Genomic DNA, 26,650 nt, shown 5'->3' with positions numbered 1-26,650 from the left:
AAGTGCCTTTAGGACGGATGAACTCCGGCTTTCTGCTTGATCGCCGCAATGACGCTCTCTATCTCATGGTCTCCCATCAAATCCGGAGACACGCCTTGTCTGCTTTCAAGAACCTGCCCACCGCCCCCGTCGCTCCGAAGAAACCGGTCACCGATACACGCCACGGTATTACCCGGACCGACGACTATGCCTGGCTCCGGGCGGACAATTGGCAGGCTATGTTCAAGGATCCTTCCATTCTCGATCCGGAGATCCGCAAGCATCTCGAAGCGGAAAACGCGTACATGAATGCGGCGATGGCGGACACGAAGGAATTGCAGAAGACCCTCTTTGCCGAGATGCGCGGCCGCATCAAGGAGGACGATTCTTCCGTTCCGATGAAGGATGGGGCCTTCGCTTACGGCACCTCTTACGTGATCGACGGCGAACAGCCCCGCTACTTCCGCATTCCGCGCAACGGCAACCCGAAGGATGAGGCGATCCGCCACGTTCTGCTCGACGGCGACAAGGAAGCCGAAGGCAAGGCCTATTTCCGTCTCGCCGGCATCGACCATTGCAGCGACCATTCCCGAGGCATCTGGGGCTACGACGACAAGGGGTCGGAATATTTCACGCTGAAAGTGCGCGACCTTTCAACCGGCGAGGATCTGTCCGATGTGATCGAGAATACGGGTGGCGGCGGCGCATGGGCGCCGGACGGCAAGAGCTTCTTCTACACCGTGCTCGACGAGAACCATCGGCCGTCGAAGATCTTCCACCACGTCATCGGCACGCCTCAGAAAGACGACCGACTCGTCTATGAGGAAAAGGACCCGGGCTTCTTCATGTCGGTCGGCGGGTCGCTGCTCGACGACTTCATCTACATCGATATCCATGACCACGAAACCAGCGAATACCGGCTGCTCTCGACCGAGAACCTGACAGGCGAGCCGCAGGTCGTGGCTGAACGCATAACCGGTCTCGAGTACTCGATGACGGAAGGCGGGGATGTTTTCTACATCCTCACCAATGCCGACGGCGCCAAGGATTTCAAGATCATGGAAGCGTCAGTGCAGGCGCCGCAAAAGGAAAACTGGCGCGAAATCGTGCCGCACAAGCCGGGCACGCTGATCCTTAGTCACATGGCCTATGCCCGCCATCTGGTCTGGCTGCAGCGACGCGACGGATTGCCGGAAATCGTCATCCGTGACCGCAAGACCGGCGAGGCGCACGCCATCGCCTTCGCCGAGGAAGCGTACTCTTTGGGGCTCTCGGGCGCTGCGGAATACGACACCGACGTCATCCGCTTCTCTTACTCGTCGATGACGACGCCGTCGCAGCTTTTCGACTACGACATGGCAACGCGTCAGCGCACGCTCCTGAAAACCCAGGAAGTGCCCTCTGGCCACGATGCGGACGACTACGTCACCCGCCGCGTCTTTGCGCCGTCGTGGGATGGCGTCGAGGTGCCTGTCACCCTGCTCTACCGCAAGGACACGCCGCTCGACGGTTCCGCCCCTTGTCTGCTCTATGGTTACGGCGCCTATGGAATCACCATACCGGCCGGCTTCAACACCAACTGCCTCTCGCTCGTCGACCGCGGCTTCGTCTACGCCATCGCCCATATCCGCGGCGGCAAGGACAGGGGCTTTCAGTGGTACGAAGACGGCAAGATGGCGAAGAAGACCAATACCTTCAAAGACTTCATCGCTGCGGCTGACTATTTGAATCAGGAGAAGTTCACGTCCTACGCGAACATCATCGCCGAAGGCGGCTCCGCCGGTGGCATGCTGATGGGAGCCGTCGCCAATATGGCGCCGGAGAAGTTCAAAGGCATCATTGCCGCCGTTCCCTTCGTCGACGTCTTGAACACCATGCTCGACGACACGCTGCCGCTGACCCCGCCGGAATGGCCGGAGTGGGGCAATCCGATCGAGAGCGCCGAATTCTACAACATCATCGCCGGCTACTCGCCCTACGACAAAGTGGAGGCGAAGGCCTATCCGGCGATCCTGGCGCTCGGCGGCCTGACCGATCCGCGCGTGACCTATTGGGAGCCGGCGAAGTGGGTGGCGAAACTCCGGGAGAAGACCACCGGCAGCGCTCCGATCCTGATGAAAACCAACATGGATGCCGGCCATGGTGGCGCGTCCGGACGTTTCCAGCGGCTGGAGGAAATCGCCTTCGAATACGCCTTCGCCATCAAGGTCGCGGGCAGGATTTAATGGAGGAAGGGAATGCCGGTCTATGTTGCACTGCTGCGGGCGGTCAATGTCGGAGGGACCGGCACGCTTCCGATGGCGGATCTGAAGGCCATTTGCGAGGGCCTCGGTTTCACCGATGTGAGGACCTATATCCAGAGCGGTAACGTGCTCTTTCGGTCCGAGCTTTCCGAAGCCGAGGTGCAGACGGGGCTCGAAGATGCTCTGGCGGAAAGAATGGGCAAAGCGCCCGGCGTCATCCTGCGCAGCGAAAAAGAGCTCCAAAAGATTGTCGACAAGGCGCCGTTTGCAAACGCCAAGCCGAATTTACTGCTGGTGACCTTCTTGCCTGAGCCGCCGCCGGCCGACGCGCTTGACAAGCTCGTCGCGCCGGACGGCGAAGAGGTGCAGGTCAGCTGCAGGGAGATTTATATCCATTTTCCCAACGGCTCGGGAAAGTCGAAGCTGAAATTGCCCGCCCTCAAGCCGGGCACCGCCCGCAATCTCAACACCGTCCGGAAACTCGCCGAACTCGCGGCCGAGCTCGAGGAAAGCCGCACCTGAACGCCATCAGGCGTGCGCAATCGGCTGGAACAGCAGCCGCACGAAGGTGCGGAAGACAAGCAACTGGTCGGGCAGGCTCCTCGGTTCCTTCAACGCCTTGGAAAGCACGATGCCGCCTTCGATCACGGTGGAGACCATGTCGGCCAGTTGGTCGGCATCGAGCGATTCGCGCGGGCGATAGAGGCGCATGATATCGCTGAACATGGCGGCGAAGCGCCGGCGCCACATCAGCGCCGCCTGCCGGTTGATTTCCTGGATTTCGCGGTCGAAGGCGCGCTCCTGCGTGCACATGCTTGCGACGAGACAACCGGGATGACCGTTCGGCAGGTCCGCGAGCAATTCCGACAGCAGCTTCAGGCCAAGCAGGAAGGCCTGCAGCGGGTCGTCCGCGAGTTCGTGTGCCCGGCTGAAGATCTCGTCGTAGATCCGTTCATCGTTTTCGATGTAACGTTCCAGGAGCGCCTTGGCGAGTTCGTTCTTGTCGCGGAAATGGTAGAAGAAACCGCTCTTGGTGATGCCGGTTTCAGCGATCAGTTCGTCGATCGACGTGGCCCCGAAGCCTTTCGCCAGCACGGCAGCTTCGGCAACATCGAGGATCCTTGTCCGCGTTTCCTCACCCTTTCGCATGCCCCGCTCCTGTACCGCCGGTACGGTTTTCCACTCCGAAAACGCCAGTCGCGTTTTCTGCCACAGCCGAAACTCGACGGCCAAGTGTTTGTTTTCACATCGATATCAGGATATTCCGCAAGTAGTATACCGCAACTCCTCTAGTTTAGCAGATGATAAAAAGGCAGAAATTCATCCGATCCCTGACACGGAAGATCCGTGAAGATCAGGAGGAAAGAGGATGGAGCAAGAGATGGCCAAGTATAGAGAAAACTTGCCGCTGCGGAACGGAGGGACATTCCTCACCGATGGCGGCATGGAGACAACGCTGATTTTTCACGACGGCTTCGAGCTTCCGCATTTCGCTTCCTTCGTGCTTTTGTCGTCGGCCGAGGGTCGCCGGAAGCTTCTGCAATATTACACGCACTATCTCGACGTCGCCCGGCGTCATGATACCGGCTTCGTGCTCGACACCGCCACGTGGCGAGCCAACGCCGATTGGGGTGAAAAGCTTGGCTACGACGCTGATGCGCTGGCAGCGGCCAATCGCGACGCGGTCTATCTGCTGACCGGGTTGCGCACCGAGTACGAGCGGCCGCAAGCGCCCATTGTCCTCAATGGCGTGATCGGCCCGCGCGGCGACGGCTACAAAGCCGGCAGGATGAAGGCCGACGAGGCGGAGGATTACCATGCGGCCCAGATTGCCACCTTCGCCGCGAGCGAAGCCGACATGGTATCGGCTATCACATTGACCAATGTCGACGAAGGTATCGGCATTGCCCACGCGGCAAAGGCGCACGGCATGCCCTGCGTCATCTCGTTCACGGTCGAGACCGATGGCCGGCTGGTGACAGGCTTATCACTGCAGGATGCGATCGGGACCGTGGACGCGGAGACGGACGGCTATCCGCATTACTACATGATCAACTGCGCGCATCCGAGCCATTTCGACGGGGCACTCGATCAGGGCCAGTCCTGGGTCAAGCGGATCGGCGGCATTCGCGCCAATGCCTCGATGATGAGCCATGCCGAACTCGACGAGAGCGAAACGCTCGATGCGGGCGATCCGGCCGATCTCGCGCGGCGCTATCGGTCGCTGACGAGCCGCATGCCGCATCTGCGCGTGCTCGGCGGCTGCTGCGGTACCGACCACCGCCACATCGCCGCGATATGCGAAGCCTGCCTTCCTCGCACCGCCCTCAGCGCCTGACGCGGAGGCAAAGCCGTCGCCTCTCCGGCAATACACCGGAGGGGCGACGGATAAAGTCTCGGCCTCGCGGAACAATCAGCGCTCGTGTAGACTTGTTCCTACAGCGCCGCGCGTCCAATCGGACGCGCTAAGGTCGCTGTAGCGCTTTGAAGTGCTGCATGATTTTGTCCTTAAGTCGATTCCGATTTAAGGAACCATGCAGGAGAGCGCGGTTCGTCGGCACCGCCCGGCACACGCAATGGGACCGAGAATGATGAACCACATACCCCCGCAATCGGCCTCCGGAACGGCCCCCGTTCCCTTCGACAACAGCTATGCGCGGTTGCCGGCGAACTTCTATGCTCATGTCGAGCCGACACCGGTTGCGGAGCCGTGGCTGATCAAGTTCAACCGAAAGCTCGCCGAAGAGCTTGGCCTCGATGGAGAAGCGCTCGAACGCGACGGCGCGGCGATCTTTTCAGGCAACAAGGTCCCCCCTGGCGCAACGCCGATTGCCATGGCCTATGCGGGACACCAGTTCGGCACCTTCGTCCCGCAGCTCGGTGACGGGCGCGCCATCCTGCTTGGCGAGGTGGTCGATCGGAACGGAAACAGACGCGACATCCAGCTCAAAGGATCCGGCCAGACACCCTATTCCCGCCGCGGCGATGGACGGGCGGCGCTCGGACCGGTGCTGCGGGAATACATCATCAGCGAAGCGATGCATGCGCTCGGCGTGCCGACGACCCGCGCGCTCGCTGCAACCGTCACCGGCCAGCCGGTCTATCGCGAGCAGATCCTGCCCGGTGCGGTCTTCACCCGCGTCGCCTCAAGCCATATCCGGGTCGGTACGTTTCAATTCTTTGCCGCCCGCGGCGACATGGAGTCGGTCAAGGCCCTGGCCGACTACGCGATCGAACGGCATTACCCGGAGTTGAAGGATAGCGAACAAGCCTATTTTTCGCTGTTCAAGGCGGTCGCCGCGCGGCAGGCGGCGCTGATTGCCCGCTGGCTCCACATCGGCTTCATCCACGGGGTGATGAACACCGACAACATGGCAATCTCCGGCGAGACGATCGATTTCGGCCCTTGCGCCTTCATGGACGCCTATGACCCGAAGAAGGTGTTCAGCTCGATCGACCAGTTTGGTCGCTATGCCTATGCCAACCAGCCGGCCATTGGCCAGTGGAACCTTGCGCGTCTCGCTGAAACGCTGGTGCCGCTGTTCGACCCGGTCGCCGATACGGCGGTCAACCTCGCGAACGACGCGCTCACCGAATACGGATCGATCTTCCAGAAGCATTGGCTCGACGGCATGCGCCGCAAGATTGGGCTTTCGACCGAAGAGGACGGCGATCTCGATCTGATCCAATCGCTGCTCACCCTGATGCATGAGGGCAACGCTGACTTCACCCTTGTCTTCCGGCGCCTCGCGGCATCGGCTGACGACGAGGGCGCCGACCCGGCCCTCGTCGAGCTTTTCGAAAAGCCCGGCGCAGTTTCGCCCTGGCTTCGTGACTGGCGCAGGCGCCTGGCCCGCGAAGCGCTCGATGCCGGCGCACGCGCCGCGGCGATGCGATCCGTCAGCCCGGCCTTCATTCCGCGCAACCATCGGGTGGAACAGGCCATCGAGGCAGCGACTCGCGACGCGGATTTCTCGCTGTTCGAAGCGCTGCTCGACGTCACGTCCAGGCCTTATGAAGACCGGCCCGAGCACGCGGCCTACGCTGCCCCGCCCGAGCCTGGCGAAGAAGTGCTGCAGACCTTCTGCGGTACCTGAGCGACAGCGTGGTGCCGCGGCCGGTCGCACATTCGCTACTCTTTGCGACCGTATTTTTGCAACCCCACAGAGTGCTACCATTGAAAGGCACGCTCCATGCGTTAGCTTCTCAGATGGCGTCGTCCGATGGCGGTTGACGCGGCAGGCGCCGGAAACGGGGACGCCGTTTCCCGGGGCCAGGCCGCGCCTGTCCGCAGGGTTCGGCCGTACCGCTCGGCACGGTACTTCAATTCGGGGGTGAACTCATGCTCATCGTGCTGACGGCCATTCTCTTCACCCTGATCGGTCTTGCGCTCGGAGCGGGGGGAATCAAGCTCCTGATGCTGGACGGCAGTCCCTATTACCTGATCGCGGGGTTCGGTTTTCTGCTGACAGCGCTCCTGCTTTTCGGCCGGCGCGCTGCAGCGCTTTGGGTCTATGCGCTCGTCGTGGTCGGCTCGCTCGCCTGGGCGATCTGGGAGGTCGGCTTCGACTGGTGGCAGCTCGGCCCTCGCGGCGGTGTCATCATCCTCCTTGGGCTCTGGCTGCTCACTCCCTGGATCCGCCGCCCGCTCGGCTTCGCCAGCCCCTCCGGCGAGCACTACAGCGCCGCGGCATGGCCGCTTGCCGTCGCCAGCCTCGTTTCGATCGGCGTCGCCGTATTCGCGATGACGCAGGACCCGCACGATATCCCTGGCGACCTGCAGAGCGGCGCGATCGTTGCCAAGGCCAATCTTGGCGGCAATGTGCCGCCCGGCGAGTGGCACCAATACGGCCGTACACTCTTCGGGCAACGCTATTCGCCGCTCGACCAGATCAATGCGGAAAACGTCGCGAATCTCAGGGTCGCCTGGCAATACCAGACGGGCGACGTGAAGCGGCCAGACGATATCGGCGAGACCACCTATCAGGTGACGCCGCTCAAGGTGAAGGACACGCTCTATCTCTGCACGCCGCACAGCTGGGTGATCGCACTTGACGCCGCGAACGGCCAGGAAAAATGGAAATACGATTCCAACTCCGGCATGAACCCCGACCGCCAGCACCAGACCTGCCGCGGCGTCACCTATTGGGCCGATCCCGCCGCAAGCCCTGGAAGCGCCTGCGCCGAACGCGTCTACCTGCCGACGTCCGATGCGCGCCTGATCGCGCTCGACGCCGCGAACGGCGAGGTCTGCACGCGCTTTGCCGACAATGGCGTCCTGCATCTGGAACAGGGGATGAGGTACAACCCGGCTGGCTATTACTACTCGACGTCGCCGCCCGTCGCGGTCGCCGGCAAGATCATCGTCGGCGGTGCCGTCAACGACAACTATTCGACCCAGGAACAATCCGGCGTCATCCGTGCCTTCGACATCAACAGCGGCACGCTGCTGTGGAACTGGGACAGCGGTAACCCCGACCAGACAGCTCCATTGCCGGCCGGTCAGTTCTACACGACGAATTCGCCGAACAGCTGGTCGGTTTCCTCGGTCGACGAAGGTCTCGGCCTGATCTATGTGCCGCTCGGCAACCAGGTGCCGGACCAGCTCGGCATGGGCCGAAGCGAGCACGTGGAGAAATATTCCTCCTCGATCGTCGCGCTCGACATCAATACCGGCGCGCCGCGCTGGGTGCGCCAGACGGTGCACCACGACCTCTGGGACATGGACGTGCCGGCGCAACCGTCGCTCATCGACATCGCCAAGGAAGATGGAACGGTCGTGCCGGCGCTCGTCGGGCCGACCAAGCAGGGTGACCTCTATGTGCTCGACCGGCGGAGCGGCAAGCCGATCATTCCGGTCGAGGAAGTCGCCGCACCCGGCGGCGCTATCCCCGAAGATATTTCAGCGCCAACCCAACCGGTCTCCGGCCTCACCTTCATGCCGCCGCCACTGCAAGAGAGGGACATGTGGGGCATCTCGATGTTCGACCAGTTCGCCTGCCGCATAGCCTTCAGGTCGCTCAAATACGAGGGCCGCTATACGCCGCCTTCGTTCGAAGGAACGCTGGTCTATCCGGGTAATTTCGGCACATTCAACTGGGGCTCGGTGGCGGTCGACCCGGAACGGCAGGTGATGTTCGGCATGCCGACCTATCTCGCCTTCACATCCCGGCTCGTTCCGCGCGACCAGATCCCGCCGAAGCAGGCGGGCGAAACAGGCAGCGAGCAGGGCCTCAACCGCAATGAAGGCGCGCCCTACGGCGTCTTCATGGGACCGTTCCTCGGTCCGCTGCAGATCCCCTGCCAGGCCCCTCCCTGGGGCTATGTCGCGGGCGCCGACCTCAGGACGGGCAAGATCGCCTACAAGCACAAGAACGGCACCGTCTACGACATGACGCCGCTGCCGCTGCCCTTCAAAGTCGGCGTGCCGGGCATCGGCGGACCGATGATCACCAAGGGCGGCGTCGCCTTCCTGGGTGCCGCTGTCGACAACTATTTGAGAGCCTACGACCTTACCACCGGCAGTCAGCTCTGGGAGGCGCGACTGCCCGCAGGCGGGCAGTCGACGCCGATGACCTACGCCGTCGGCGACAAGCAATATGTGCTGATGGTTGCTGGCGGCCACGGTTCGGTCGGTACCAAGCCGGGCGACTACGTTATCGCTTACACCCTGCCCTGAATTCGCCAAACAGTTGCGTCGGAAAGGCTCGCGCAAGCCGTGATAGACAAGCTCCCCCCGGGCTTCACATCCGGGGATTCCCATGAAAATCGACAGCAACCTTTCCAGCTACTACCTTTTGCAGCGCCGCTCCGCCGCAAGCAATCTTGCCCCGCTCGAAGAAACCGGCGGCGAGCAGACGCAGCGTCGTTCTCCGCCCACCATTGCACCCGCGTCACCCTCTGCCTCGCTTTCAGGCGCGCTCTGGCTGTCGCTCGCCCAGGGCGAAACGGCGGCCTCCTCGATCACCGGTGATCTGTCATCATCCGGCTCGACGGTTGCCGACGAGTTCCTTGAATGGTCGAAGATGTCGTTTGCCGAAAAAATCCGGGCTCAGTATCTCGAAGCACATGGGCTGACGGAGGAAAGCCTCGAAGCCATGCCGGCCGAGGATCGCGAAGCAATCGAGGAGGAAATCCGCAAGGCAGTCGCCGAAAGCCTCGGCATCGAGCAACAGGCCAGCGAGACGGCATCGGACATCGCAGAAAACGCTGCCGATGCCTGATGCCGTCGGCACGATCAAACCATCGCTGCAACAATCTTTCCGACCTCGGCGAAGACGGGATTCAGTTCCTTCACGGGCGCCTTGGCCTCGGCGATGTAGACCGTGATCAGTATCGGCCCGCGATCCTTCGGCCAAACAACGGCAATATCGGACGCCGCGCCTGTCGTGCTCGTCCCGGTCTTGTCCCCGATTCGCCAATCCTTCGGCATGCCGGCCCGAAGGCGCGCGTCGCCGGTCCTGTTGGCGACGATCCAGTCGATGAACCGCATGCGGGAACTCTCCGACAGAACCGGTCCGAGCGTCAGGTTGCCGAGCGTTTCCAGCATGGCGGCAGGCGTCGTCGTGTCACGCGGGTCCCCTGGCCTTGCCTCGTTAAGCCCGGGCTCGGTGCGGTCAAGGCGCGTCGTCTGATCGTCGATCGACCGCAACCAGGTCGTCAATCCTTCCGGCCCGCCGAAACTTTCGAGCAGCAGGTTGCCCGCAGCGTTATCGCTGATCGTCACCGCCGCCTCACAGAGCTCTGCGACCGTCATGCCGTCGCCTCCCGCATGTTTCTCGGTCGCCGGCGAATAGGGAACCAGCGCGCCCTTCCCGAATTTGATGCGCCGGTCGAGCTTTTCCTCCCCCCGGTCCACACGGGCCAGCACGCAGGCCGCGGCCAACGCCTTGAAGGTCGAGCACATGGCAAAGCGCTCGTTTTCCCGGTGGCCGAAGGAGATGTTCGTTTCCGTGTCGAGCACTGCGACGCCGAGGCGACCGCCGGTGCGTTTTTCGAGTTCGCCAAGCTGCTTCGAGACATCGTTGTTCGCCTCGGTAACGGCGCGCGCCGTGCCGGGCAGAACGAGTGCCGGATAGAGCATCGCAGAGCCGATAAGCATGGTGCGGCGATTGATGATCAAAGGCACGTTCTTCCTCCGTCCTGGGCGCGCAGGCCTTCGCCACACACACCACTAAATTATTGATAGTGAATGTTTATTTCCGACCGACGCGGCCGCCACGAGCGGCCATTGCGAAGCAAATCGCTACTGCATGTCTCCTTAAATCGACCTCAATTTAAGGACAAAGACATGCAGCAATTCAAAGTGCTACAGCGACCTTTGCGCGTCCGACAAGACGCGCGGCGCTGTAGGCGGGAAATATGGCGGGGGCGAGGTCTTCTGCGGCCTCCACGCACTATTGATGGCCGCCTTGCCCCGCCCTATGTAAATGCTCCAGCGACTATAGATACGGGGCGACAGCATGTATTCGATCGGTGACCTCTCCCGCCGCACCGGCGTCAAGATCCCGACCATTCGCTATTACGAGCAGATGGGATTGATCGAGGCGCCCGAACGCTCGGAAGGCAATCAGCGGCGCTATGAAAAACGCGAACTCGAGCGCCTGGCCTTCATCCGCCACGCACGTGACCTGGGACTCTCGATCGAGGCGATCCGCGATCTTCTGGCGCTCAGCGAGCATCCGGAGCGCCCCTGCGGCGAGGCTGACCGCATCGCCACTGAGCACCTCGCCTCGGTACGGGAAAAAATCGCCAGGCTGCGAAAGCTGGAAAGCGAACTGCAACGCATCGTCGCCTGCCATGGCGACCATACGATCGGCGACTGCTACGTCATCCGGGCGCTTGCCGACCATTCGATGTGTGAGAGCGAGCATTGAGAGACGCCGGCCCAAGCCCCGCGAGAATCCCCGTTGACAAAATCGCGGAAATGGCGAATCTACGCGCATGATCAAGAACGCACCCATTTCCCGCGTGTATTTTTGGCTGTTCCGATAGGAGCGGCCTGCTGATCATATTCAACAAGGCCGCCATCAGGCGGCTTTTGTTTTTCACGGCACCTGATGGCGGCAGAACCATAGGAGCCGAGAATGTTGCAGACCGCCACCCCTTCCCTTCATCCCGTGCCATCGGCACGTCCACTGATGGTGACGATCCGCTGCGCCAAACCGCGCGATCTTCCCGAGTTGCACGAGATGATCGTCGAACTTGCGGCGCTTCACGGCGACGCCGCGCCGCTCACGGCGGAACGGCTTGAACGCGACCTCTTCAGCCGCACCCCCTGGATCACCGCGCTTGTCGCCGAAGCCGGCAACCAGTTGATCGGCTACGCCATCCTTGTGCCGACCTATCGCGCAGCCGAAGGCTTGCGCGGCATGGAACTGCATCACCTTTTCGTTCGTCCCGGTCATCGTGGGACCGGCATCGGCCGCCACCTCGTTGCCAAGGCGCGCGAACAGGCGCGCATGGCCGGCTGCGACTATCTTTCCGTCAGCGCCGCCACCGGCAATTTCCAGGCGCATCGCTTCTATGAATCCGAACGCTTCGTACCTCGACCTGTCACCGGCATGCGCTATATGCAGAAACTTGGGTGAACGGGAGGGCACATGCGCCTCGCAATCGTTCTGACGGAAGGTTTTGCCGACTGGGAATGCGCGCTGCTGATGGCCACGGCGCGCACCGAGCTCGGGCTCGACGTGCTGATCGCCACGCCCGGCGGCACCGTTGTCACGTCGATGGGCGGTCTTCACATCACGCCGCACCTGCCGACGAAAACGCTGGCGCCGGCGGAGTTCGACGCCCTTGTGCTCTGCGGCGGCTCAGCCTGGGAAACAGCCGCGGCACCCAATCTCACTGCGATGATCCATGCCTTCCATGGGAAGGGCCGTGTCGTCGCAGGGATTTGCGGGGCGACGCTCGGGCTTGCCGCCAGCGGCATACTCAACGAGGCGGACCACACGGGCAACTCGCTCGAAAGTCTCTCAGCGGTTGCCGGCTATCACGGTCAACGACGCTACCGCGACCAACCGCAGGCCCTTCGCAGCGGCCGGCTGGTGACGGCTGCGGGCACGGCCCCGGTCAGCTTTACGGCCGAGATTTTCCACGCACTCGGTCTCGGTTCCGCAGCGCTTGACGACTATCTTGCGCTCTACGCCAAGGAGCACGCGGCCGTTCACGCTGCACGATAGTGCAACTTGCAGCGCCGCGCGTCTTTTGAGATGCACAAGGGTCGCCGTAGCACTTTGAATCACTGCGTGATTCCTTCAAAGCGGCGGGAGCGCCTTCAGGTAGGCGGCGATCGCCTCGCGGTCAGAGGGCGAAAGCCTCGCCAAGTTTTTCTGGACCTCGACCATCGAACCGCCAACGGAATCAAAATCCGGCGTGAAACCGGTCTCCAGATAGGAGGCGATGTCGGATGCGCTCCAACTGCCGACGCTTCTCGAGCCCGGCGTAATGTCGGGGATGCGCCCTTCGCCTTCGGGGTTCGGCGCGCCGGCCAGCCACCTGCCAGGCTCAAATCCGCCGAGCGCATTGCGCGGCGTGTGACACTCGCCGCAATGGCCGGGACCTTCCACCAGATACTGCCCGCGGGCGAGCTTGGCATCCGCTGTATTCACCTCGACACGCGGCTCGTCGGTGAAGAACAAGAGCTTCCAGCCGCCCAGCGCCAGGCGGATATTGTAGGGAAACGGCAAGTCGTGCGGCGGCGCCACATTGGCGCTCTTCGGCAGCGTCTGCAGATATCCCCAGAGGTCATTGATATCCTTCGCGGTCATGCGCGTGTAGGAACCGTACGGGAAAGATGGATAAAGGTGCTCGCCATTTTGCCCGACACCGCGCGTCATGGCGTTGCCGAACTCGGCGAGCGTCCAGTCGCCGATGCCGGCGCTTTCATCGGGTGAGATGTTCGGAACATGGAAGGTACCGAAGGCACTTTTCAGTGCCCGGCCGCCTGAAAGCACGAGTCGCGCGTCATCTTTTGCCCCCGGCGCAGCGTGGCAGCTGACGCAGCCGCCGGCCCAGAAAATCTGTTCGCCATTGGCGAGGTCCGGTTCGCCAAGTCCCTCCCAATGGGCTTGGTCCCATGGCGCAGGTTTCGTCAGCCACCAAGAACCGCCGGCTCCGGCAAGAGCCAGCACGACCAGACCAGACAGCAGTTTCGTTGTTCGCCGGCCCATCGGGCCTCCCCTCATGCTGGAAGACAAAGCATGCGCCAGCAGGGCCGGCGCATCGCAAACAGTCAGAATGAAGGAACGCTTCTCAGTCCTTTTTCAGGCGATAGGTCTCGTGACAGCTGGAACAGTCCTTGCCGAGAATGCCCAGGGCAGCGCCAACGCCGGCCTTATCGGCAGGAAGCTGGGCAAGCAGCGTGCTCGCGTCGGTGCCGAGCTTGGCGGCTTTGGCCTTGAAGTCATCCATGTTTTCCCAGATCTTCGGGCTTGCTTCGGTTTCCAAGCCGGTTTCCGTGCCCGCCGGGAAATGAGTCGGGAAGATCTTCACCGTCTCGCTGATTGTCGTCAGCGATGCCTTGACGATTTCCGCATCGTAGGGTTTTTCGCCCTTGGCTATGCCGCTCAACGCACCGGCGGCCTGACCGACCTTCTTCATCAGTTGCTGGCGCACCGCCTGCGGCTCGTCCGCCGCCGTGACCGCGGTAACACCCAAGCCTGCGAGGACGGCAGCAAGCATAAAAGCTCGTATCTTCATCATGATCTCCCGGTCATTCGAATCCGCTTCTGCGGCTTCCTGTTGAAGGCGCGGGCATGATGGCATTTTGGCCTTTTGACGGAAGTAACATTTTTTTGATGTTCTTGTCACTGCAACATAACTTGGCGCCAACGGCGGTACTGCCGGCGCTTGTCGCATGTCGGAAAACAGCTTGGACAGGACAGCCGCGCCATAATACTTGGGAGCGATCGACGGCCCCCTTCCTCACCGGACAGCTACCCACCCATGCCATACGGTAAAGACGGCAACGGCGATGAGCAGGAGACCGGCCGCCCTTCCGATTGCCACCGTCGCGCCTGGACTGCCGACAAGCAGATCACGGCCGCGGCCGGCGGCAAGCGCGAGCCCGCCATAGACCGCAAGCTGCGTTAGCGCGATCATCATCGCCATGACCGCGGCCTGCGACCAGATCGGACCGAATTGCGGCTTGAGGAACTGCGGGTAGACGGCCAGCATGAAGAGATAAGCCTTGGGATTCATCAGGCTTGTCAGCGCGCCCTGGCGAAAGCTCGCCCAGCGCGACAGCTGCACCGCCTTTTCGATACCGCCGATGGTGATCGAACTGCGCAACAGCGAGAAGCCGATCCAGGCGATGTAGAGGGCACCGGCGACAAGCAGCACGTTGAAAAGCTGTGGCACGAGATGCAGGACGACGCTGACGCCGAGCGCGGCATAGAGCGTGTGGAGCACGCCGCCAGCCATGATGCCGGCTGTCGCCGACAGGCCGGAGGCCCGTCCGCCGGTCAGTGAATTCGCCAGCACGAAGACCATGTCCATGCCAGGCACGATGATGATGCCGAAGAGAAGGGTGAAGAAAAGCCAGAGGTTTTCCGCGTAGCTCATGTCAGTTGTCCGTGAGATTTCCATGTGAATGCGTGAGCGGATTGTCGATTTTTCAATCCGTTGACACGTGTTATATCGCTGCCCAACTGACAGGGATTTGTCAGGAGCCTTTGAGGCGATGGAGGGTTTTTTCTGTGCGCAAGGCGTCGCGCCTGTTTGAAATCATCCAGATCCTGCGGCTTGCCAGGAAACCGGTAACGGCCGCCGAAATTGCCGAAACGCTGGAGGTGACGCCGCGCTCGATCTACCGCGACATCGCCGCCCTGCAGGCGATGCGGGTGCCGATCGAGGGCGAACGCGGCCTCGGCTATGTCTTAAGACCCGGCTTTGATCTGCCACCCTTGATGTTCACGATCGAAGAGACGGAGGCGATCGTACTGGCGCTGGCGCTGCTCGCACGTACGGGTGACGAGGAACTGAAGGCCGCCGCGCGGCGCGTGAACCAGAAGATCACCGGCGCCGTTCCCGGGCCGTTGCGCCAGGCGTTCCAGTCGCAGGCACTGCACGCCTGGGGCACTGTTGCAGCGCCGCCGCCCGCCATCGATCTCGCCATGGTTCGCCGCGCGATCCGCGACGAACAGAAGCTCGCGCTCGACTATCGCGACGAACTCGGGCGGGCGAGCGAACGCACGGTGCGCCCGCTGGCGCTGATCTATTATTCGGAACACGCGATGATGGTCGCCTGGTGCGAACTGCGCCAAGACATCCGCAACTTCCGCGCCGACCGGGTGGAGCATTGCGAACCAGTCGACGACTTCTTCCACGGCGAGGGCAATGATCTCAGGCAGCTTTGGATCAGCGGCTGGAAGATGAATGCCGATCGGCCGCTTGAGGCGGAGGATGCGTGAGGATTTGCCCCTCATCCGACCGGCCGGCCACCTTCTCCCCGCAAGCGGGGCGAAGGAGACTCGCGGCAGCGTTTCGGCCCCAGTGCCCCCTCTCCCCGCCTGCGGGGAGAGGGCTAGGGTGAGGGGCAAAACTGCAAGCTTGTCAAAACGAAAAGGCCCGGCGCAAGCGCCGGGCCGAATTGCCTGCCGAGATGAAAACAGCCGCTTACTTCGTCGCAGCCTCGTACATTTCGAGCACGTAATCCCAGTTGATGAGATTGTCGACGAAGGCCTCGAGGTACTTCGGGCGGGCGTTGCGGTAGTCGATGTAGTAGGAGTGCTCCCAGACATCGACGCCAAGGATCGGCGACGCGCCGTGGACGAGCGGATTTTCGCCGTTCGGGGTCTTCGAGACTTCAAGTTTGCCGTTCTTGACCGAGAGCCAGGCCCAGCCTGAGCCGAACTGGCCGGTGCCGGCGGCGATGAAATCGGCGCGGAACTTGTCGTAGCCGCCGAGGTCCGACTTGATGGCCGCGTCGAGCTTGCCCGGCAGGCTGGTGCCGCCGCCGCCCTTCTTCATCCACTTCCAGAAATGGATGTGGTTGTAGTGCTGGCCGGCATTGTTGAACAGCGGTTGGTTGGTCCCATAGGACTTCTTGACGACTTCCTCGAGCGAAAGACCGGAAAGACCGGCTTCCTCGGCGAGCTTGTTGCCGTTCGTCACGTAAGCGAGGTGATGCTTGTCGTGATGATATTCGAGCGTTTCGCGCGACATATAGGGGGCGAGCGCATCGTAGTCATAGGGAAGGTTCGGCAATTCGAAAGCCATTGTGGCATCTCCTCTTGGTATGGATTTCGTCAAGGAAATCTGTGAGCGGGAACATAGGCACCGGCATAGACCGAGGCAACCGATGCGGTGCCAAAATTTCTCTGCCACGCGCAAAATACTTTCGTTGCGTTTCGAGCGAATCCTTCTCTCTGGCAAATTCTCGTCAAGATCGGCGTGCTACAACCTGCGCGTCCCGACGAATATGAGGAACCACAGATGCCGAGACGCCCTGCCTTAATCCTGAGCCTTTTTGCAGCAGTAGGCATTGCCGCGGGTGCAGCACATGCCTCATCGGACGATGCATAGGAGGAATTCCGGCAGACGTATCGGCCAAGTGCATTGCCGCCGCCGAATCACTTGAGGAGGTCAGCGCGATCGTTGATCCTTTCGGTACCGAAAGCTACGGAGTGGCGCTCGTATCCGGCAAGCCGAAAGCCGGCGACGCCACCGTCACGCAGATCTGCGTCTACAACAAGCAGACCAAGGCCGTGGAACTTGGCGGCGAGATCGGCGCTCAGGTAATACCGGTATCGAAGCCGTAACCAGCAGCCGACAGTCGCGCTCCCCCGCACAGGGCCTAGGCAGACCCTGTCACGACCTTGTGAGATTCGGGCACTTGTCTATCGACCAACTAGTCGGTAGATTCTCGCCATGGCAAGCGGGACATATGACAGAATTCTGGACGCGGCAGAGGACCTCATGGTTTCGAGGGGCTACAACGCGTTCAGCTATGCGGACATTTCAGCCGAGGTCGGTGTCGGCAAGGCAACGATCCATCACCACTTTCCAACCAAGGCCGACCTCGCCGAAAAGGTTCTCGCGCGCTATCGCGAGAAGAATCGGCAAAGCGTCGAAGCGTTGTTTTCGGCGGTGTCGGATCCGGCCGAGCGGCTAGGCGCCTATATCGGTTACTGGGAAGACTGCATCCGCAGAAAGGAAAAGCCTTTCTGCATCGGTGCCCTGCTTGCCTCGGAAATTCCGTCGCTGCCGGAAGGTGTCGTGCGGCAGGTGCAGGGCCACTTTTCGGACCTCGCCTCCTGGCTTGCCGTCGCGATCAACGGCGGAGTTCAAGCCGGCAAACTGGAGACGGAAAAGGGTGCCACCGCCGAAGCGGAAATGCTCATGGCAACCGTGCACGGGGCCATGCTCGCAGCGCGTGTCGCGGGATCGGACCCTGAGGTGTTTTCCGCCATTGCCCGCCGCGCGGTCGGACAGATCATGCAGCGGCAGAACAAATAGGCGCATCATTTTTTTGAGCAGAAACGGACCAACTAGTCGGTCCATTATCAAAGGAACAGGAAAATGGCCAACCCCCTCTCCACTCTCGGCATGATCCATACGGCGATCAGCCTCGCGCCAGTCGTCGCGGGCCTCTACGGTTTTGCGCGCCACGGCGCAATCGTCCCGGAGACCCGTTCGTGTAAGATCTATGTCTCCTCATTGGTGCTCTCGGTGTTGACATCCTTCGGATTGTCGAGCACCGGCGGCTTCAACGAGGGGCATGCGCTCGGGATCATGACGCTTGTTGTCGTGGCGAGCAGCCTCGCCGGCGCCCGCACAAACAGACTCGGCCGCCTGAAGCCCTATCTCACCAGCTTCGGACTAAGTTTCAGCTTTTTCCTGCTGATCGTGCCGGCAATCAATGAGTCGCTGACGCGACTACCCGCTTCCCAGCCTCTTGCGAACGGCCCGGACTCGCCGATCGTCCAGACGACCCTGATGGCCTGGCTCGTGATTTTCCTCTCGGGCGTTTCGCTTCAGGCCTATTTGATCCGCAAGCGCGCAGTCGCGGTGAAAGCCGCACGCGCTCCCCTCTCTCGCTGACCGCGGGAGCCTGCCCGAAGGCTGCATTTGTTTCCCCGTCCGGCAGCCGCATCGACATCCTGCACAAGGGTCCTATGTCTTCCAACATCCATGAACAGAACACGCAGGCGGAGGACGTTATGGAATTCCATCAGGGGCGGCTGCTCGACCATGTGCATCTCCGGGCAAGAGACCTCGCCGCAAGCAAGCGTTTCTACCGCGCAATTCTCGCCACGCTCGGCCACCAGCCGACCTTCGAGACTGATGAGGCGATTGCATTCGACGAACTCTTTATCGATCAGGCCGAAAGCTATCGCAGCCATGTCCATGTCGCCTTCCAGGCAATCAATCCGGATGCGGTTCACCGGTTCTACGAAGCCGGCCTCGCAAACGGTGGGAAAGACAATGGCGAGCCCGGCGAGCGACCCTATCACCCCGGCTATTTCGCCGCCTTTCTCCTCGACCCCGACGGCAACAATATCGAAGCGGTCTACCACGGGCCGACGACGCGCTCTTCCGCCGATGTCGTCATCCGTCCGCTCGGAGATTGAGGCGTGACGGGAACAGGCAAAGGCATGGCAAATCTCAGGCGGGCGATCCAGCCGATGCCCGACGACATTGCAGCGCGGCTGCGTGACAGCGGGCTCGAAGCTGCCTATGCCGCCCGTCCCGCCTATCAGCGCAACGACTATCTCGGGTGGATCGCCCGCGCCAAGCGTAGCGAAACCCGCGAGAAGCGCATCGCCCAGATGCTCGCCGAACTTCAAGCCGGAGACGCCTATATGCGCATGCCCTATGGCGATCGGCGCGACGAGAACCGAAGCAACTCCAGGAAAAGTGTGTAACGGTTTTCCGTCCGGAATTGCGTGATTTCAAAGAGTTACATCATTTCACTGTTTCAAAGAAGCAATGAAACGATCTAGCCGACGTGCGATCGGTTGGGGCAGCAGTCGCCCTGCCGGGCCTATGAATAACGCGTGTCCGTGCCGTCAAACGTCCCGGCTCGAATGCGCCCAGTCCATGTAAAGATCGCGCGCCTTGGCGGCGATCGGGCCGGCCTGAAGGTCGCGGTCGTCAAGGCGGGTCACGGGCAGCACCTTGGAATAGTTGCCGGTGGTGAAGATCTCGTCCGCCGCTTCGAAATCGGCCATCGTCATGGTGGTCTCGACGACCTCGAAGCCGGCCTCGCGCAAGAGGCTCATGACGCGGAAGCGGGTGATGCCGGCGAGGAAGGTCTTGTTGGCGGCCGGCGTGAAGACGACACCGTCCTTCACCATGAAAATGTTGGATGATCCGGTCTCGGCGATATTGCCGAGCATGTCGCGCACAAGCGCGTTGTCGAAGCCGCGCGAGCGCGCTTCGTTAAGGATCCGGGCATTGTTGGGATAAAGGCAGCCCGCCTTCGCATCCGTCGGCATGCACTCGATTGTCGGCCGGCGGAAGGGCGACAAGGTCAGCGACGAGCCCCCGTGAGCGTTGCCCAATGGTGCCTCGAACAGGCAGAGCGCGAAACGTGTCGATTCCGGATCGACGGCGACGACGCTCCAGGAACCATGCTCGCCCCAATACATCGGCTTGACGTAGATCGCCGTCTTGCCGTCGAACTTCTTCACGCCCTCCCAGGTCAGCGTCTCGATCTCTTCAGCGGATATCGTGGGCTTGAGACCCAACGAAACGGCGGAGCGATTGACGCGCTGGCAGTGCAGGTCAAGGTCCGGCGCGATACCGTCGAACCAACGGGCACCGTCGAAAACGGTGGAGCCGAGCCACATCGCGTGGGAGGTCGGCCCGATCAAGGGAGGATTGCCGGAAAGCCATTCACCGTCGACATAGGTCCACGTGGTTGAGCGGGGGGTTGTATCGACGGCCATCGGCCTCTCCTCTCGTTATCGTCCGCTCGGCCGCACCGACCTTCTTTCGGCTGGATCAATCCAACTGCCATCGTGGTCGGCCCTACTGGATAGAGCGAAGCGCGGCCGGAAAAGCGGACACTTTTTCCTCATCTAGCTCTAGCCGAAAAAGGCAGTGTCAGGGTGAATGGGTACATCAAAAAATGTCATGCCGTCCATTGTGGAACCGGCCGAACCGTCATGCCAAAATAGGCCGACGAGCACAGGAGCCTGACCAGACATGAAAGCGATGTATTACGACGCGTTCGAGAAGATGCCGGAGATCAAGGTCTTGCCGGACCCGAAGCCGAGTGAGTACGGCGTTGTCATCAAGGTCGAGGCGACCGGCCTCTGCCGCAGCGACTGGCATGGTTGGATGGGGCACGACGCGGATATTCGTTTGCCGCACGTGCCTGGCCACGAACTCGCGGGGACCATAACGGCGACCGGACGCGGTGTCCTGCGTTACAAGATCGGCGACCGCGTGACCGTTCCGTTCGTTTCCGGCTGCGGCCGTTGCGCGGAATGCCGCTCGGGCAACCAGCAGGTTTGCGAGGCACAGTTCCAGCCGGGCTTTACCCATTGGGGCTCGTTTGCCGAATATGTGGCGATCGATTTTGCCGACCAGAACCTCGTGCACCTTCCGGAGAGTATGGATTTCGCGACCGCCGCAAGCCTCGGCTGCCGCTTCGCCACATCCTTCCGGGCGATCGCCGACCAAGCCCGCGTCACGGGCGGTGAATGGGTGGCCGTGCACGGCTGCGGCGGCGTCGGCCTTTCGGCGATCATGATCGCCGCGGCGCTCGGCGCCAACCCGATCGCAATCGACATATCCGAGGAAAAACTCGCCTTTGCCCGCAAACTTGGCGCCGTGGCCGCGATCAACGGCAAGGAAACGGGAGACGTTGCCGAGGCCGTAAGGGAAATCACCAAGGGCGGCGCCCATGTCTCGATCGACGCTCTCGGCTCGCCGATCACCTGCTTCAATTCGATCAAGAACCTGCGTCGGCGCGGGCGCCATGTGCAGGTGGGCCTCATGCTCGCAGAGCATGCGACACCGCAGATCCCGATGGCACAGGTGATCGGCCACGAACTCGAAATCTACGGCAGCCACGGCATGCAGGCCTGGCGCTATGACGCGATGCTGTCGATGATCACCGCCGGCAAGCTGAGCCCAAAACAACTGATCGGCCGCGAGATCTCGCTGGAGGACGCCATTCCGGCGCTAGTGACCATGGACCGCGCGACGGACCTCGGGATCAGCGTGATCACGCGGTTCTGATCAGGGATTCCGATCGCCGCCGCGCGCTGTTATGGTCTTCGCAAGCAAGACGAATCAACGAGGGTCCCGTCATGGCGCTTGCGGCTCAAACCACCGAAACTGAACTCTATCGGCCCGTTCTCGGGAGCAATTCCCGACATCCGAACGGCTGGCCGATACGCGTGATCGTCGGTTCGCAGACCGAGGCGCGCCACAACCGCCACCTTTGGGCCCCAACGCATCTCGTCTCGATCCGTGCGCCCGCAAGCCGGCTGCTTTCCATGATCGAACTGCCGCCCGAGCGGCATCTGGAGCTTTACTTCGGCGATGCGACCGACCCGGACGCGCCCGATGCCGCTCGCGCGGAGGCGATCGATGCAACCTTCGCCTTCATCGACACGCTGCCTGAGGATGCGCATCTGCTTATCCACTGTCTTCGCGGCTTCGGCAGATCGACTGCGCTGACGCTCGGCATTCTGGCGCGCTACATGGCGCCCGAGGAAGCGGCCGCGGCCCTTCATACGCTTCGCCCGGAAGCCAAACCGAACCGGCATGTCGTCGGGCTCTGTGATGCCGCCCTCGGGCTTAAAGGGAAACTTGCCAATCAGGCGCTGCGTTTTCCCGCAAAAGTCTGGAAAGCCTAGTAAAATTCGCGTTGCCACACATGATGGCATTGTGCGCCGCACAAAGTTTTGACATGATCCCGGGAAACAACTGACCAAGCGTTGCGCCTACCGCACCGGTGCCGAAGTCGGAACCGATTTTCAGCGAGCACGATGCGTGATGCGCCGCTGAACGGTGATGACGGGAGAGTTCGATGTCTCTGGCGGCCTATGTCTTCGATGCCTATGGCACGCTTTTCGACGTGCATGCGGCGGTCCGGCGCCATGCCGAAGCGATCGGCCCCGACGGGCAGGCCTTTTCCGAACTCTGGCGCGCCAAGCAGCTCGAATATTCCTGGGTGCGCTCGCTGATGGGCGCCTATGTCGACTTCTGGCAACTGACCGAGCAGTCGCTCGACTACGCCTTTCAGCGCTTCCCCTCGGCCGATCCGAAACTCAAGAAGCGGCTGCTCGATGCCTATTGGACGCTCGACTGCTATCCCGAGGTGCCGGCCGTGCTGAAGGGATTGAAGGAGCGCGGCGCCCGCATCGCCATCCTTTCCAACGGGTCGCCGGCGATGCTCGCATCGGCGGTGAAAAATGCTGCGCTCGACATCGTGATCGACGACGTGTTCTCGGTCGACGCGGTCAAGGCGTTCAAGACGGCGCCCGCCGTCTACGATCTGGTGACGACGCAGTACCGGCTTTATCCGCATGCGGTTTCCTTCCAATCTTCGAACCGCTGGGACATTGCGGGAGCGACGAAATTCGGCTTCCGCACTGTCTGGATCAACCGTTACGACATGCCGGATGAGTACAAGGACTATGGTCCGGCGCTTATCCTCCCCTCGCTCGAAAGCCTGCAGTTCGGTATTTGAGTCGCTAGATTCTCTCGACCAGGAAATCGATGAAGGCGCGGATGCGGGCGGCGAGGTGTTCATGCCCGGCATAGACGGCGTGCACCCGTTCCATGTCTTCCGGATTGTAATCCTCCAGCACCGGCACCAATCGACCTGCGTCGATATCCGGCTGCACGTGGAACTGGCCGACGCGGCCGAGGCCGAGGCCGGCAAGGCAGAGATTACGGACGATGGCACCGCTGTTTGCCTGCATATTCCCGGCGACCGGGCGCAGATAGACATTGGATGAGCCCGGTTTGCGGAAAGGCCAGCCGTCGAGACTGCGACGGAAATTGAAGGTGAAGCAATTGTGGCGGGCGAGGTCGTCCGGCGTCCGCGGCACGCCATGGGCCTCGAGATAGGCCGGCGCGGCGATAACCACCTGGCGGCTATCGAGCAATTTGCGTGCCTTGAGCGCGGAATCGCGCATCGGCCCGGACCGAATGGCGATGTCTGTCCGTTCCTCGATCAAGTCGATGGTATTGTCGGTAAGAGAGAGATCAAGCTGCACGTCGGGATAGCGCGCGAGGAATTCGGCAGCGAGCGGCAGGATATAGCGCTCGCCAAAGCCGACGGATGCATTCACCCGTAGCGGACCACGCGGCATCGCCCGACCGCCGCCGGCAACCACCTGTTCGGTCTCGGCGATCGCCGCCAGGATGCGTTGCGCGCGTTGAAGGTAGATTTCTCCCTCCGGCGTCAGCTGCAGCATGCGGGTGGAGCGCACGACGAGCCGCGTCCTGAGCCTGTCTTCGATACGCGAGACAAGCTTGCTGACGGCGGAAGGCGACAGCTTCAGCCGCCGGCCGGCGGCGGAAAAGCTGCGCAATTCAGCCGCGGCAACAAAGACTTCCATTTCGCCGGCGCGGTTGTCCATTTTGAACCACCTTTGAACTCAGTTCACAGGCATTTATCCATTCCCCCGGATTATCGCGCAAGCCCGATCGATCCATATTCCGGTTCATCAACCACCCAACCGCGGCAAGGCCGCAAAGCTCAGCCCGCACAGCATGCGGGCGGGAAGGTATCCCTATGCCCATCGCTCTCTTTGCCTTGACGATCGCGGCCTATGCGATCGGGACAACCGAATTCGTAATTGTCGGCCTCTTGCCGACGGTCGCCTCCGATCTTCACATCTCCCTGCCGCTCGCCGGCCTCATCGTCAGCGTTTATGCCCTCGGCGTCACCTTCGGCGCGCCGGTGCTGACCGCGCTTACCGGTCGCATCGAGCGCAAGCCACTGCTCCTTGGCCTGATGGCTCTCTTCATCATCGGCAATGCCGCCGCGGCGCTTTCGCCGAGCTACGAATTGCTGCTCGTCGCACGCGTCCTCTCGGCCTTCGCGCATGGCGTCTTTTTCTCCGTCGGCTCGACGATTGCCGCCGATCTTGTGCCCGAAGATCGCCGGGCCTCGGCAATTGCAATGATGTTCATGGGTCTGACGGTGGCTATCGTTACCGGCGTGCCGCTCGGTACCTATATCGGCCAGACCTTCGGTTGGCGGGCCACCTTCTGGGCGGTTACCGCGCTCGGCGTCATCGCCTTCATCGGCATCGCCGCCCTGCTGCCGAATACGCTGAGCAAGGCCTCCGCGGCGCGTCTCGTCGATCAGCTTCGCGTGCTTGGATCCGGCCGTCTGCTGATCGTCTTTGCCATGACCGCGCTCGGCTATGGCGGCACCTTCGTGGCCTTCACGTTCCTCGCACCGATCCTGCAGCAAATCACCGGTTATTCGGAAGGCAGCGTCAGCCTCATCCTGGTTCTCTATGGCGTCGCCATCGCAATCGGCAATATTGCCGGCGGGAAAATCGCCAACCGGGATCCGGTAAAGGCGATGATCGGCCTCTTTCTCGCCCAGACAGCCGTGCTCGTGCTCTTCACTTTCACGGCCCCCTCCCCGGTACTGACGCTGGTCACGCTCGCGGCACTCGGCTTCCTCTCCTTCGCCAACGTGCCCGGTCTGCAACTCTATGTCGTCCAGCTTGCCAAGCAGTACCGCCCCGGCGCCGTCGACGTCGCCTCGGCGCTCAACATCGCCGCCTTCAATCTCGGCATTGCGGTCGGCGCCTGGCTGGGCGGCCTTATAGTCTCTTCGCCGCTCGGCCTCGGTTCGACGCCCTTGGTCGGCGCGATGCTGGTTGCCGTCGCGCTGGTTCTGACGTTGTGGAGCGGCGCGCTCGACCGGCGCGCGGTTCTCGTCGAACAGCCGGCTTGAACCTTCGTCGCGCCGCAACAAGTATAGAATGTCGAATTCCGCCCGGCACCTGCCGGGCCCTCCCAACCAAGGAGCTTTCCATGCACGCAGTCAATTCCAACGGCGCCAATATTCCCGCCCTCGGTTTTGGTACCTTCCGCATGCCCGGCGCCGATGTGCTTCGCGTCCTGCCGGAAGCGCTCAAACTCGGCTTCCACCATGTCGACACGGCACAGATCTACGGCAACGAGGCGGAAGTCGGTGAAGTGATCCACAAATCGGACGTTCAGCGCGCGGATATTTTTCTGACGACCAAGGTCTGGGTCGACAATTATCGCCACGACGCCTTCCTCGCCTCCGTCGACGAGAGCCTGAAAAAGCTGAAGACGGACTACGTGGATCTGCTCCTCCTCCACTGGCCGGGCAGCGACGTGCCGATGGCTGAGCGCGTCGGCGCCCTGAACGAAGTGCACAAGGCTGGCAAGGTACGCCATATCGGCGTCAGCAATTTCAACATCGCGCAGATGGAGGAAGCAGTCCTGCTCAGCGATGCGCCGATAGCGACCAACCAGGTCGAATATCACCCCTATCTCGACCAGACGAAGGTTTTGCAGGCCGCGCGTCGGCTGGGCATGTCACTCACCGCCTATTATGCCATGGCCAACGGCAAGGTGCCCTCCGATCCCCTGCTCAAGGATGTCGCTGCGCGCCACGGCAAGACGGCGGCTCAGGTCGCCTTGCGCTGGCTTGTGCAGCAGAAGGACGTGATTACCTTGTCGAAGACAGCGACGGAGGCTCGGCTCAAGGAGAATTTCGCAATTTTCGATTTCGCACTGACGCCGGAGGAAATGGCAGCAATCCGCAAGCTTGCACGCCCGGACGGCCGGATCGTCAGCCCCGCGGGTCTCGCGCCGGAATGGGATAAAGCGGCCTGAGCGATCGCATCGCGAAGCTCGCGATTAGGCGAAAATAGAACCCGCCGGATCAAGACCACTCCGGCGGGTATTGTTGTGTGGAACTGAACCGATCAGACGAACTGGCTGAGACCCGGAACGGAGGCGACGACTTCATCGACGACCTCGTCGCCTGCCTTCTCCTTGGCGAAAGCGATCGTTTCCTTGGCAAGCGAAGTGATCTCGCCCATGCCGAGGCCCTGGCTCATCAACTGCTGCCCGAGCGCCATGACGCCGCCTCCACCGATCGCCGACATCAGGCCGCCGAGCAGACCACCACCGTTGCTGCCCTCGCCGTTGTACTGGGCGACCAATTCCGGCGCGCCCGGAATCGCTTCGATCATCCTGGCAACCGGACCCTCAGCCGCCTCGCGCTGCAGAAAGCCGAGGATCATGCCAACCGCCTTCTCGGCCGTTGCGGGCTCGATGCCGACATTTTCCGCCACGCGGGTGACCAGTTCACTCATGGAAATCTCCTCGTTTGAATTTTGACGTTGACGTCAAGGTAAATGATCGCCTCCAAAATAACAAGCGGGCAATGAGCCGCTCATGACGCAGTCGCGGCCACCGCCGAAATCGCGGGCGGCACATGCCCAGGCGCATCG

The 26,650-nt window shown here is 61.9% G+C and carries 29 protein-coding genes; 20 read left to right on the top strand and 9 right to left on the bottom strand.

All coding sequences use genetic code 11. The annotated features are described in order from the left end of the window. The first annotated feature begins 95 nt into the window (after positions 1 to 95). Positions 96 to 2,204 (top strand): S9 family peptidase, encoded by a 2,109-nt coding sequence (locus RB548_RS03720; protein WP_331373702.1) that lies wholly within the window; start codon positions 96 to 98, stop codon positions 2,202 to 2,204. A 12-nt stretch (positions 2,205 to 2,216) separates the two neighbouring features. Beyond that, positions 2,217 to 2,744: a DUF1697 domain-containing protein gene (locus RB548_RS03715; RefSeq protein WP_331373701.1), complete on the top strand. Its 528-nt coding sequence runs from the start codon at positions 2,217 to 2,219 to the stop codon at positions 2,742 to 2,744. 6 nt (positions 2,745 to 2,750) lie between these two features. Here RB548_RS03715 and RB548_RS03710 read toward each other — a convergent pair whose 3' ends face one another. Further along, positions 2,751 to 3,371 carry a TetR/AcrR family transcriptional regulator gene (locus RB548_RS03710; RefSeq protein ID WP_331373700.1) on the bottom strand — a complete coding sequence of 207 codons (621 nt, stop codon included), beginning with the start codon at positions 3,369 to 3,371 and terminating at the stop codon, positions 2,751 to 2,753. Between the two features lie 232 nt (positions 3,372 to 3,603). Between RB548_RS03710 and RB548_RS03705 the strand changes: the two genes are divergently transcribed. From RB548_RS03705 to RB548_RS03690, 4 genes are all read left to right on the top strand, one after another. Beyond that, complete coding sequence (locus RB548_RS03705) at positions 3,604 to 4,560, top strand: homocysteine S-methyltransferase family protein (protein ID WP_331373699.1); 957 nt, start codon at positions 3,604 to 3,606, stop codon at positions 4,558 to 4,560. A 253-nt stretch (positions 4,561 to 4,813) separates the two neighbouring features. Next, entirely contained in the window at positions 4,814 to 6,319 is a 1,506-nt protein-coding gene (locus RB548_RS03700; RefSeq protein WP_331373698.1) for a protein adenylyltransferase SelO, read from the top strand. 245 nt (positions 6,320 to 6,564) lie between these two features. Then, positions 6,565 to 8,901 (top strand): glucose/quinate/shikimate family membrane-bound PQQ-dependent dehydrogenase, encoded by a 2,337-nt coding sequence (locus RB548_RS03695; protein WP_331373697.1) that lies wholly within the window; start codon positions 6,565 to 6,567, stop codon positions 8,899 to 8,901. Positions 8,902 to 8,983: 82 nt separating this feature from the next. Then, positions 8,984 to 9,445 carry a hypothetical protein gene (locus RB548_RS03690; RefSeq protein WP_331373696.1) on the top strand — a complete coding sequence of 154 codons (462 nt, stop codon included), beginning with the start codon at positions 8,984 to 8,986 and terminating at the stop codon, positions 9,443 to 9,445. 14 nt (positions 9,446 to 9,459) lie between these two features. Here RB548_RS03690 and bla read toward each other — a convergent pair whose 3' ends face one another. Continuing rightward, positions 9,460 to 10,350: a class A beta-lactamase gene (gene bla / locus RB548_RS03685; RefSeq protein WP_331373695.1), complete on the bottom strand. Its 891-nt coding sequence runs from the start codon at positions 10,348 to 10,350 to the stop codon at positions 9,460 to 9,462. Between the two features lie 334 nt (positions 10,351 to 10,684). Between bla and RB548_RS03680 the strand changes: the two genes are divergently transcribed. From RB548_RS03680 to RB548_RS03670, 3 genes are all read left to right on the top strand, one after another. Beyond that, positions 10,685 to 11,098 (top strand): MerR family transcriptional regulator, encoded by a 414-nt coding sequence (locus RB548_RS03680; protein ID WP_331373694.1) that lies wholly within the window; start codon positions 10,685 to 10,687, stop codon positions 11,096 to 11,098. A gap of 210 nt (positions 11,099 to 11,308) precedes the next feature. After that, a complete protein-coding gene (locus tag RB548_RS03675; RefSeq protein ID WP_331373693.1) occupies positions 11,309 to 11,812 on the top strand; it encodes a GNAT family N-acetyltransferase in 504 nt (167 codons plus the stop codon). A gap of 12 nt (positions 11,813 to 11,824) precedes the next feature. Next, positions 11,825 to 12,406: a DJ-1/PfpI family protein gene (locus RB548_RS03670; protein WP_331373692.1), complete on the top strand. Its 582-nt coding sequence runs from the start codon at positions 11,825 to 11,827 to the stop codon at positions 12,404 to 12,406. Positions 12,407 to 12,481: 75 nt separating this feature from the next. Here the strand turns inward: RB548_RS03670 and RB548_RS03665 are convergent, their stop codons facing one another. The 3 genes from RB548_RS03665 to RB548_RS03655 all read right to left on the bottom strand — a co-directional run bounded on the left by RB548_RS03665 (position 12,482) and on the right by RB548_RS03655 (position 14,789). Further along, positions 12,482 to 13,396, bottom strand: coding sequence for a c-type cytochrome (locus tag RB548_RS03665; RefSeq protein ID WP_331373691.1), 915 nt, complete (start codon positions 13,394 to 13,396; stop codon positions 12,482 to 12,484). A gap of 82 nt (positions 13,397 to 13,478) precedes the next feature. Further along, positions 13,479 to 13,925 carry a c-type cytochrome gene (locus tag RB548_RS03660; protein ID WP_331374874.1) on the bottom strand — a complete coding sequence of 149 codons (447 nt, stop codon included), beginning with the start codon at positions 13,923 to 13,925 and terminating at the stop codon, positions 13,479 to 13,481. A gap of 225 nt (positions 13,926 to 14,150) precedes the next feature. Then, positions 14,151 to 14,789, bottom strand: a complete 639-nt coding sequence (locus RB548_RS03655) for a LysE family translocator (RefSeq protein WP_331373690.1) — start codon at positions 14,787 to 14,789, stop codon at positions 14,151 to 14,153. 134 nt (positions 14,790 to 14,923) lie between these two features. On the opposite strand from RB548_RS03655, the gene RB548_RS03650 reads away from it, so the two are divergent. Beyond that, on the top strand, positions 14,924 to 15,637 hold the full coding sequence (locus RB548_RS03650; RefSeq protein WP_331373689.1) for a helix-turn-helix transcriptional regulator: 714 nt from the start codon (positions 14,924 to 14,926) through the stop codon (positions 15,635 to 15,637). Positions 15,638 to 15,842: 205 nt separating this feature from the next. Here RB548_RS03650 and RB548_RS03645 read toward each other — a convergent pair whose 3' ends face one another. After that, complete coding sequence (locus RB548_RS03645) at positions 15,843 to 16,445, bottom strand: superoxide dismutase (RefSeq protein WP_331373688.1); 603 nt, start codon at positions 16,443 to 16,445, stop codon at positions 15,843 to 15,845. A 407-nt stretch (positions 16,446 to 16,852) separates the two neighbouring features. On the opposite strand from RB548_RS03645, the gene RB548_RS03640 reads away from it, so the two are divergent. From RB548_RS03640 to RB548_RS03620, 5 genes are all read left to right on the top strand, one after another. After that, positions 16,853 to 16,987 (top strand): hypothetical protein, encoded by a 135-nt coding sequence (locus RB548_RS03640; protein ID WP_331373687.1) that lies wholly within the window; start codon positions 16,853 to 16,855, stop codon positions 16,985 to 16,987. 109 nt (positions 16,988 to 17,096) lie between these two features. Then, complete coding sequence (locus RB548_RS03635; RefSeq protein ID WP_331373686.1) at positions 17,097 to 17,684, top strand: TetR/AcrR family transcriptional regulator; 588 nt, start codon at positions 17,097 to 17,099, stop codon at positions 17,682 to 17,684. Positions 17,685 to 17,747: 63 nt separating this feature from the next. Next, entirely contained in the window at positions 17,748 to 18,269 is a 522-nt protein-coding gene (locus RB548_RS03630) for a hypothetical protein (protein ID WP_331373685.1), read from the top strand. A gap of 119 nt (positions 18,270 to 18,388) precedes the next feature. Continuing rightward, positions 18,389 to 18,799, top strand: coding sequence for a VOC family protein (locus RB548_RS03625; RefSeq protein WP_331374873.1), 411 nt, complete (start codon positions 18,389 to 18,391; stop codon positions 18,797 to 18,799). Between the two features lie 3 nt (positions 18,800 to 18,802). After that, on the top strand, positions 18,803 to 19,093 hold the full coding sequence (locus tag RB548_RS03620; RefSeq protein ID WP_331373684.1) for a YdeI/OmpD-associated family protein: 291 nt from the start codon (positions 18,803 to 18,805) through the stop codon (positions 19,091 to 19,093). 144 nt (positions 19,094 to 19,237) lie between these two features. On the opposite strand, the gene RB548_RS03615 is transcribed toward RB548_RS03620, so the two are convergent. After that, on the bottom strand, positions 19,238 to 20,119 hold the full coding sequence (locus tag RB548_RS03615; protein WP_331373683.1) for a branched-chain amino acid aminotransferase: 882 nt from the start codon (positions 20,117 to 20,119) through the stop codon (positions 19,238 to 19,240). 259 nt (positions 20,120 to 20,378) lie between these two features. Here RB548_RS03615 and RB548_RS03610 point away from each other — a divergent pair, with 259 nt between their 5' ends. The 3 genes from RB548_RS03610 to RB548_RS03600 all read left to right on the top strand — a co-directional run bounded on the left by RB548_RS03610 (position 20,379) and on the right by RB548_RS03600 (position 22,878). Beyond that, positions 20,379 to 21,419, top strand: a complete 1,041-nt coding sequence (locus RB548_RS03610) for a zinc-dependent alcohol dehydrogenase family protein (RefSeq protein ID WP_331373682.1) — start codon at positions 20,379 to 20,381, stop codon at positions 21,417 to 21,419. A 71-nt stretch (positions 21,420 to 21,490) separates the two neighbouring features. Next, the gene (locus RB548_RS03605) at positions 21,491 to 22,042 is read left to right on the top strand and encodes a phosphatase (RefSeq protein WP_331373681.1); all 552 of its coding nucleotides are present in this window, start codon (positions 21,491 to 21,493) and stop codon (positions 22,040 to 22,042) included. Positions 22,043 to 22,215: 173 nt separating this feature from the next. Then, positions 22,216 to 22,878: a haloacid dehalogenase type II gene (locus RB548_RS03600; RefSeq protein ID WP_331373680.1), complete on the top strand. Its 663-nt coding sequence runs from the start codon at positions 22,216 to 22,218 to the stop codon at positions 22,876 to 22,878. 4 nt (positions 22,879 to 22,882) lie between these two features. On the opposite strand, the gene RB548_RS03595 is transcribed toward RB548_RS03600, so the two are convergent. Beyond that, positions 22,883 to 23,776 carry a LysR family transcriptional regulator gene (locus RB548_RS03595; RefSeq protein ID WP_331373679.1) on the bottom strand — a complete coding sequence of 298 codons (894 nt, stop codon included), beginning with the start codon at positions 23,774 to 23,776 and terminating at the stop codon, positions 22,883 to 22,885. Positions 23,777 to 23,931: 155 nt separating this feature from the next. Between RB548_RS03595 and RB548_RS03590 the strand changes: the two genes are divergently transcribed. Both RB548_RS03590 and RB548_RS03585 read left to right on the top strand, forming a co-directional pair. Continuing rightward, on the top strand, positions 23,932 to 25,113 hold the full coding sequence (locus RB548_RS03590) for an MFS transporter (protein ID WP_331373678.1): 1,182 nt from the start codon (positions 23,932 to 23,934) through the stop codon (positions 25,111 to 25,113). Positions 25,114 to 25,193: 80 nt separating this feature from the next. After that, positions 25,194 to 26,027, top strand: coding sequence for an aldo/keto reductase (locus RB548_RS03585; protein ID WP_331373677.1), 834 nt, complete (start codon positions 25,194 to 25,196; stop codon positions 26,025 to 26,027). Between the two features lie 92 nt (positions 26,028 to 26,119). Here the strand turns inward: RB548_RS03585 and RB548_RS03580 are convergent, their stop codons facing one another. Then, positions 26,120 to 26,512: a hypothetical protein gene (locus RB548_RS03580; RefSeq protein ID WP_180940466.1), complete on the bottom strand. Its 393-nt coding sequence runs from the start codon at positions 26,510 to 26,512 to the stop codon at positions 26,120 to 26,122. Positions 26,513 to 26,650: the final 138 nt, after the last annotated feature.

The sequence above is a fragment of the Sinorhizobium chiapasense genome (assembly GCF_036488675.1).
In the GTDB taxonomy this organism is placed as follows: domain Bacteria; phylum Pseudomonadota; class Alphaproteobacteria; order Rhizobiales; family Rhizobiaceae; genus Sinorhizobium; species Sinorhizobium chiapasense.
This window is presented reverse-complemented; position numbering and strand designations above follow the sequence as displayed.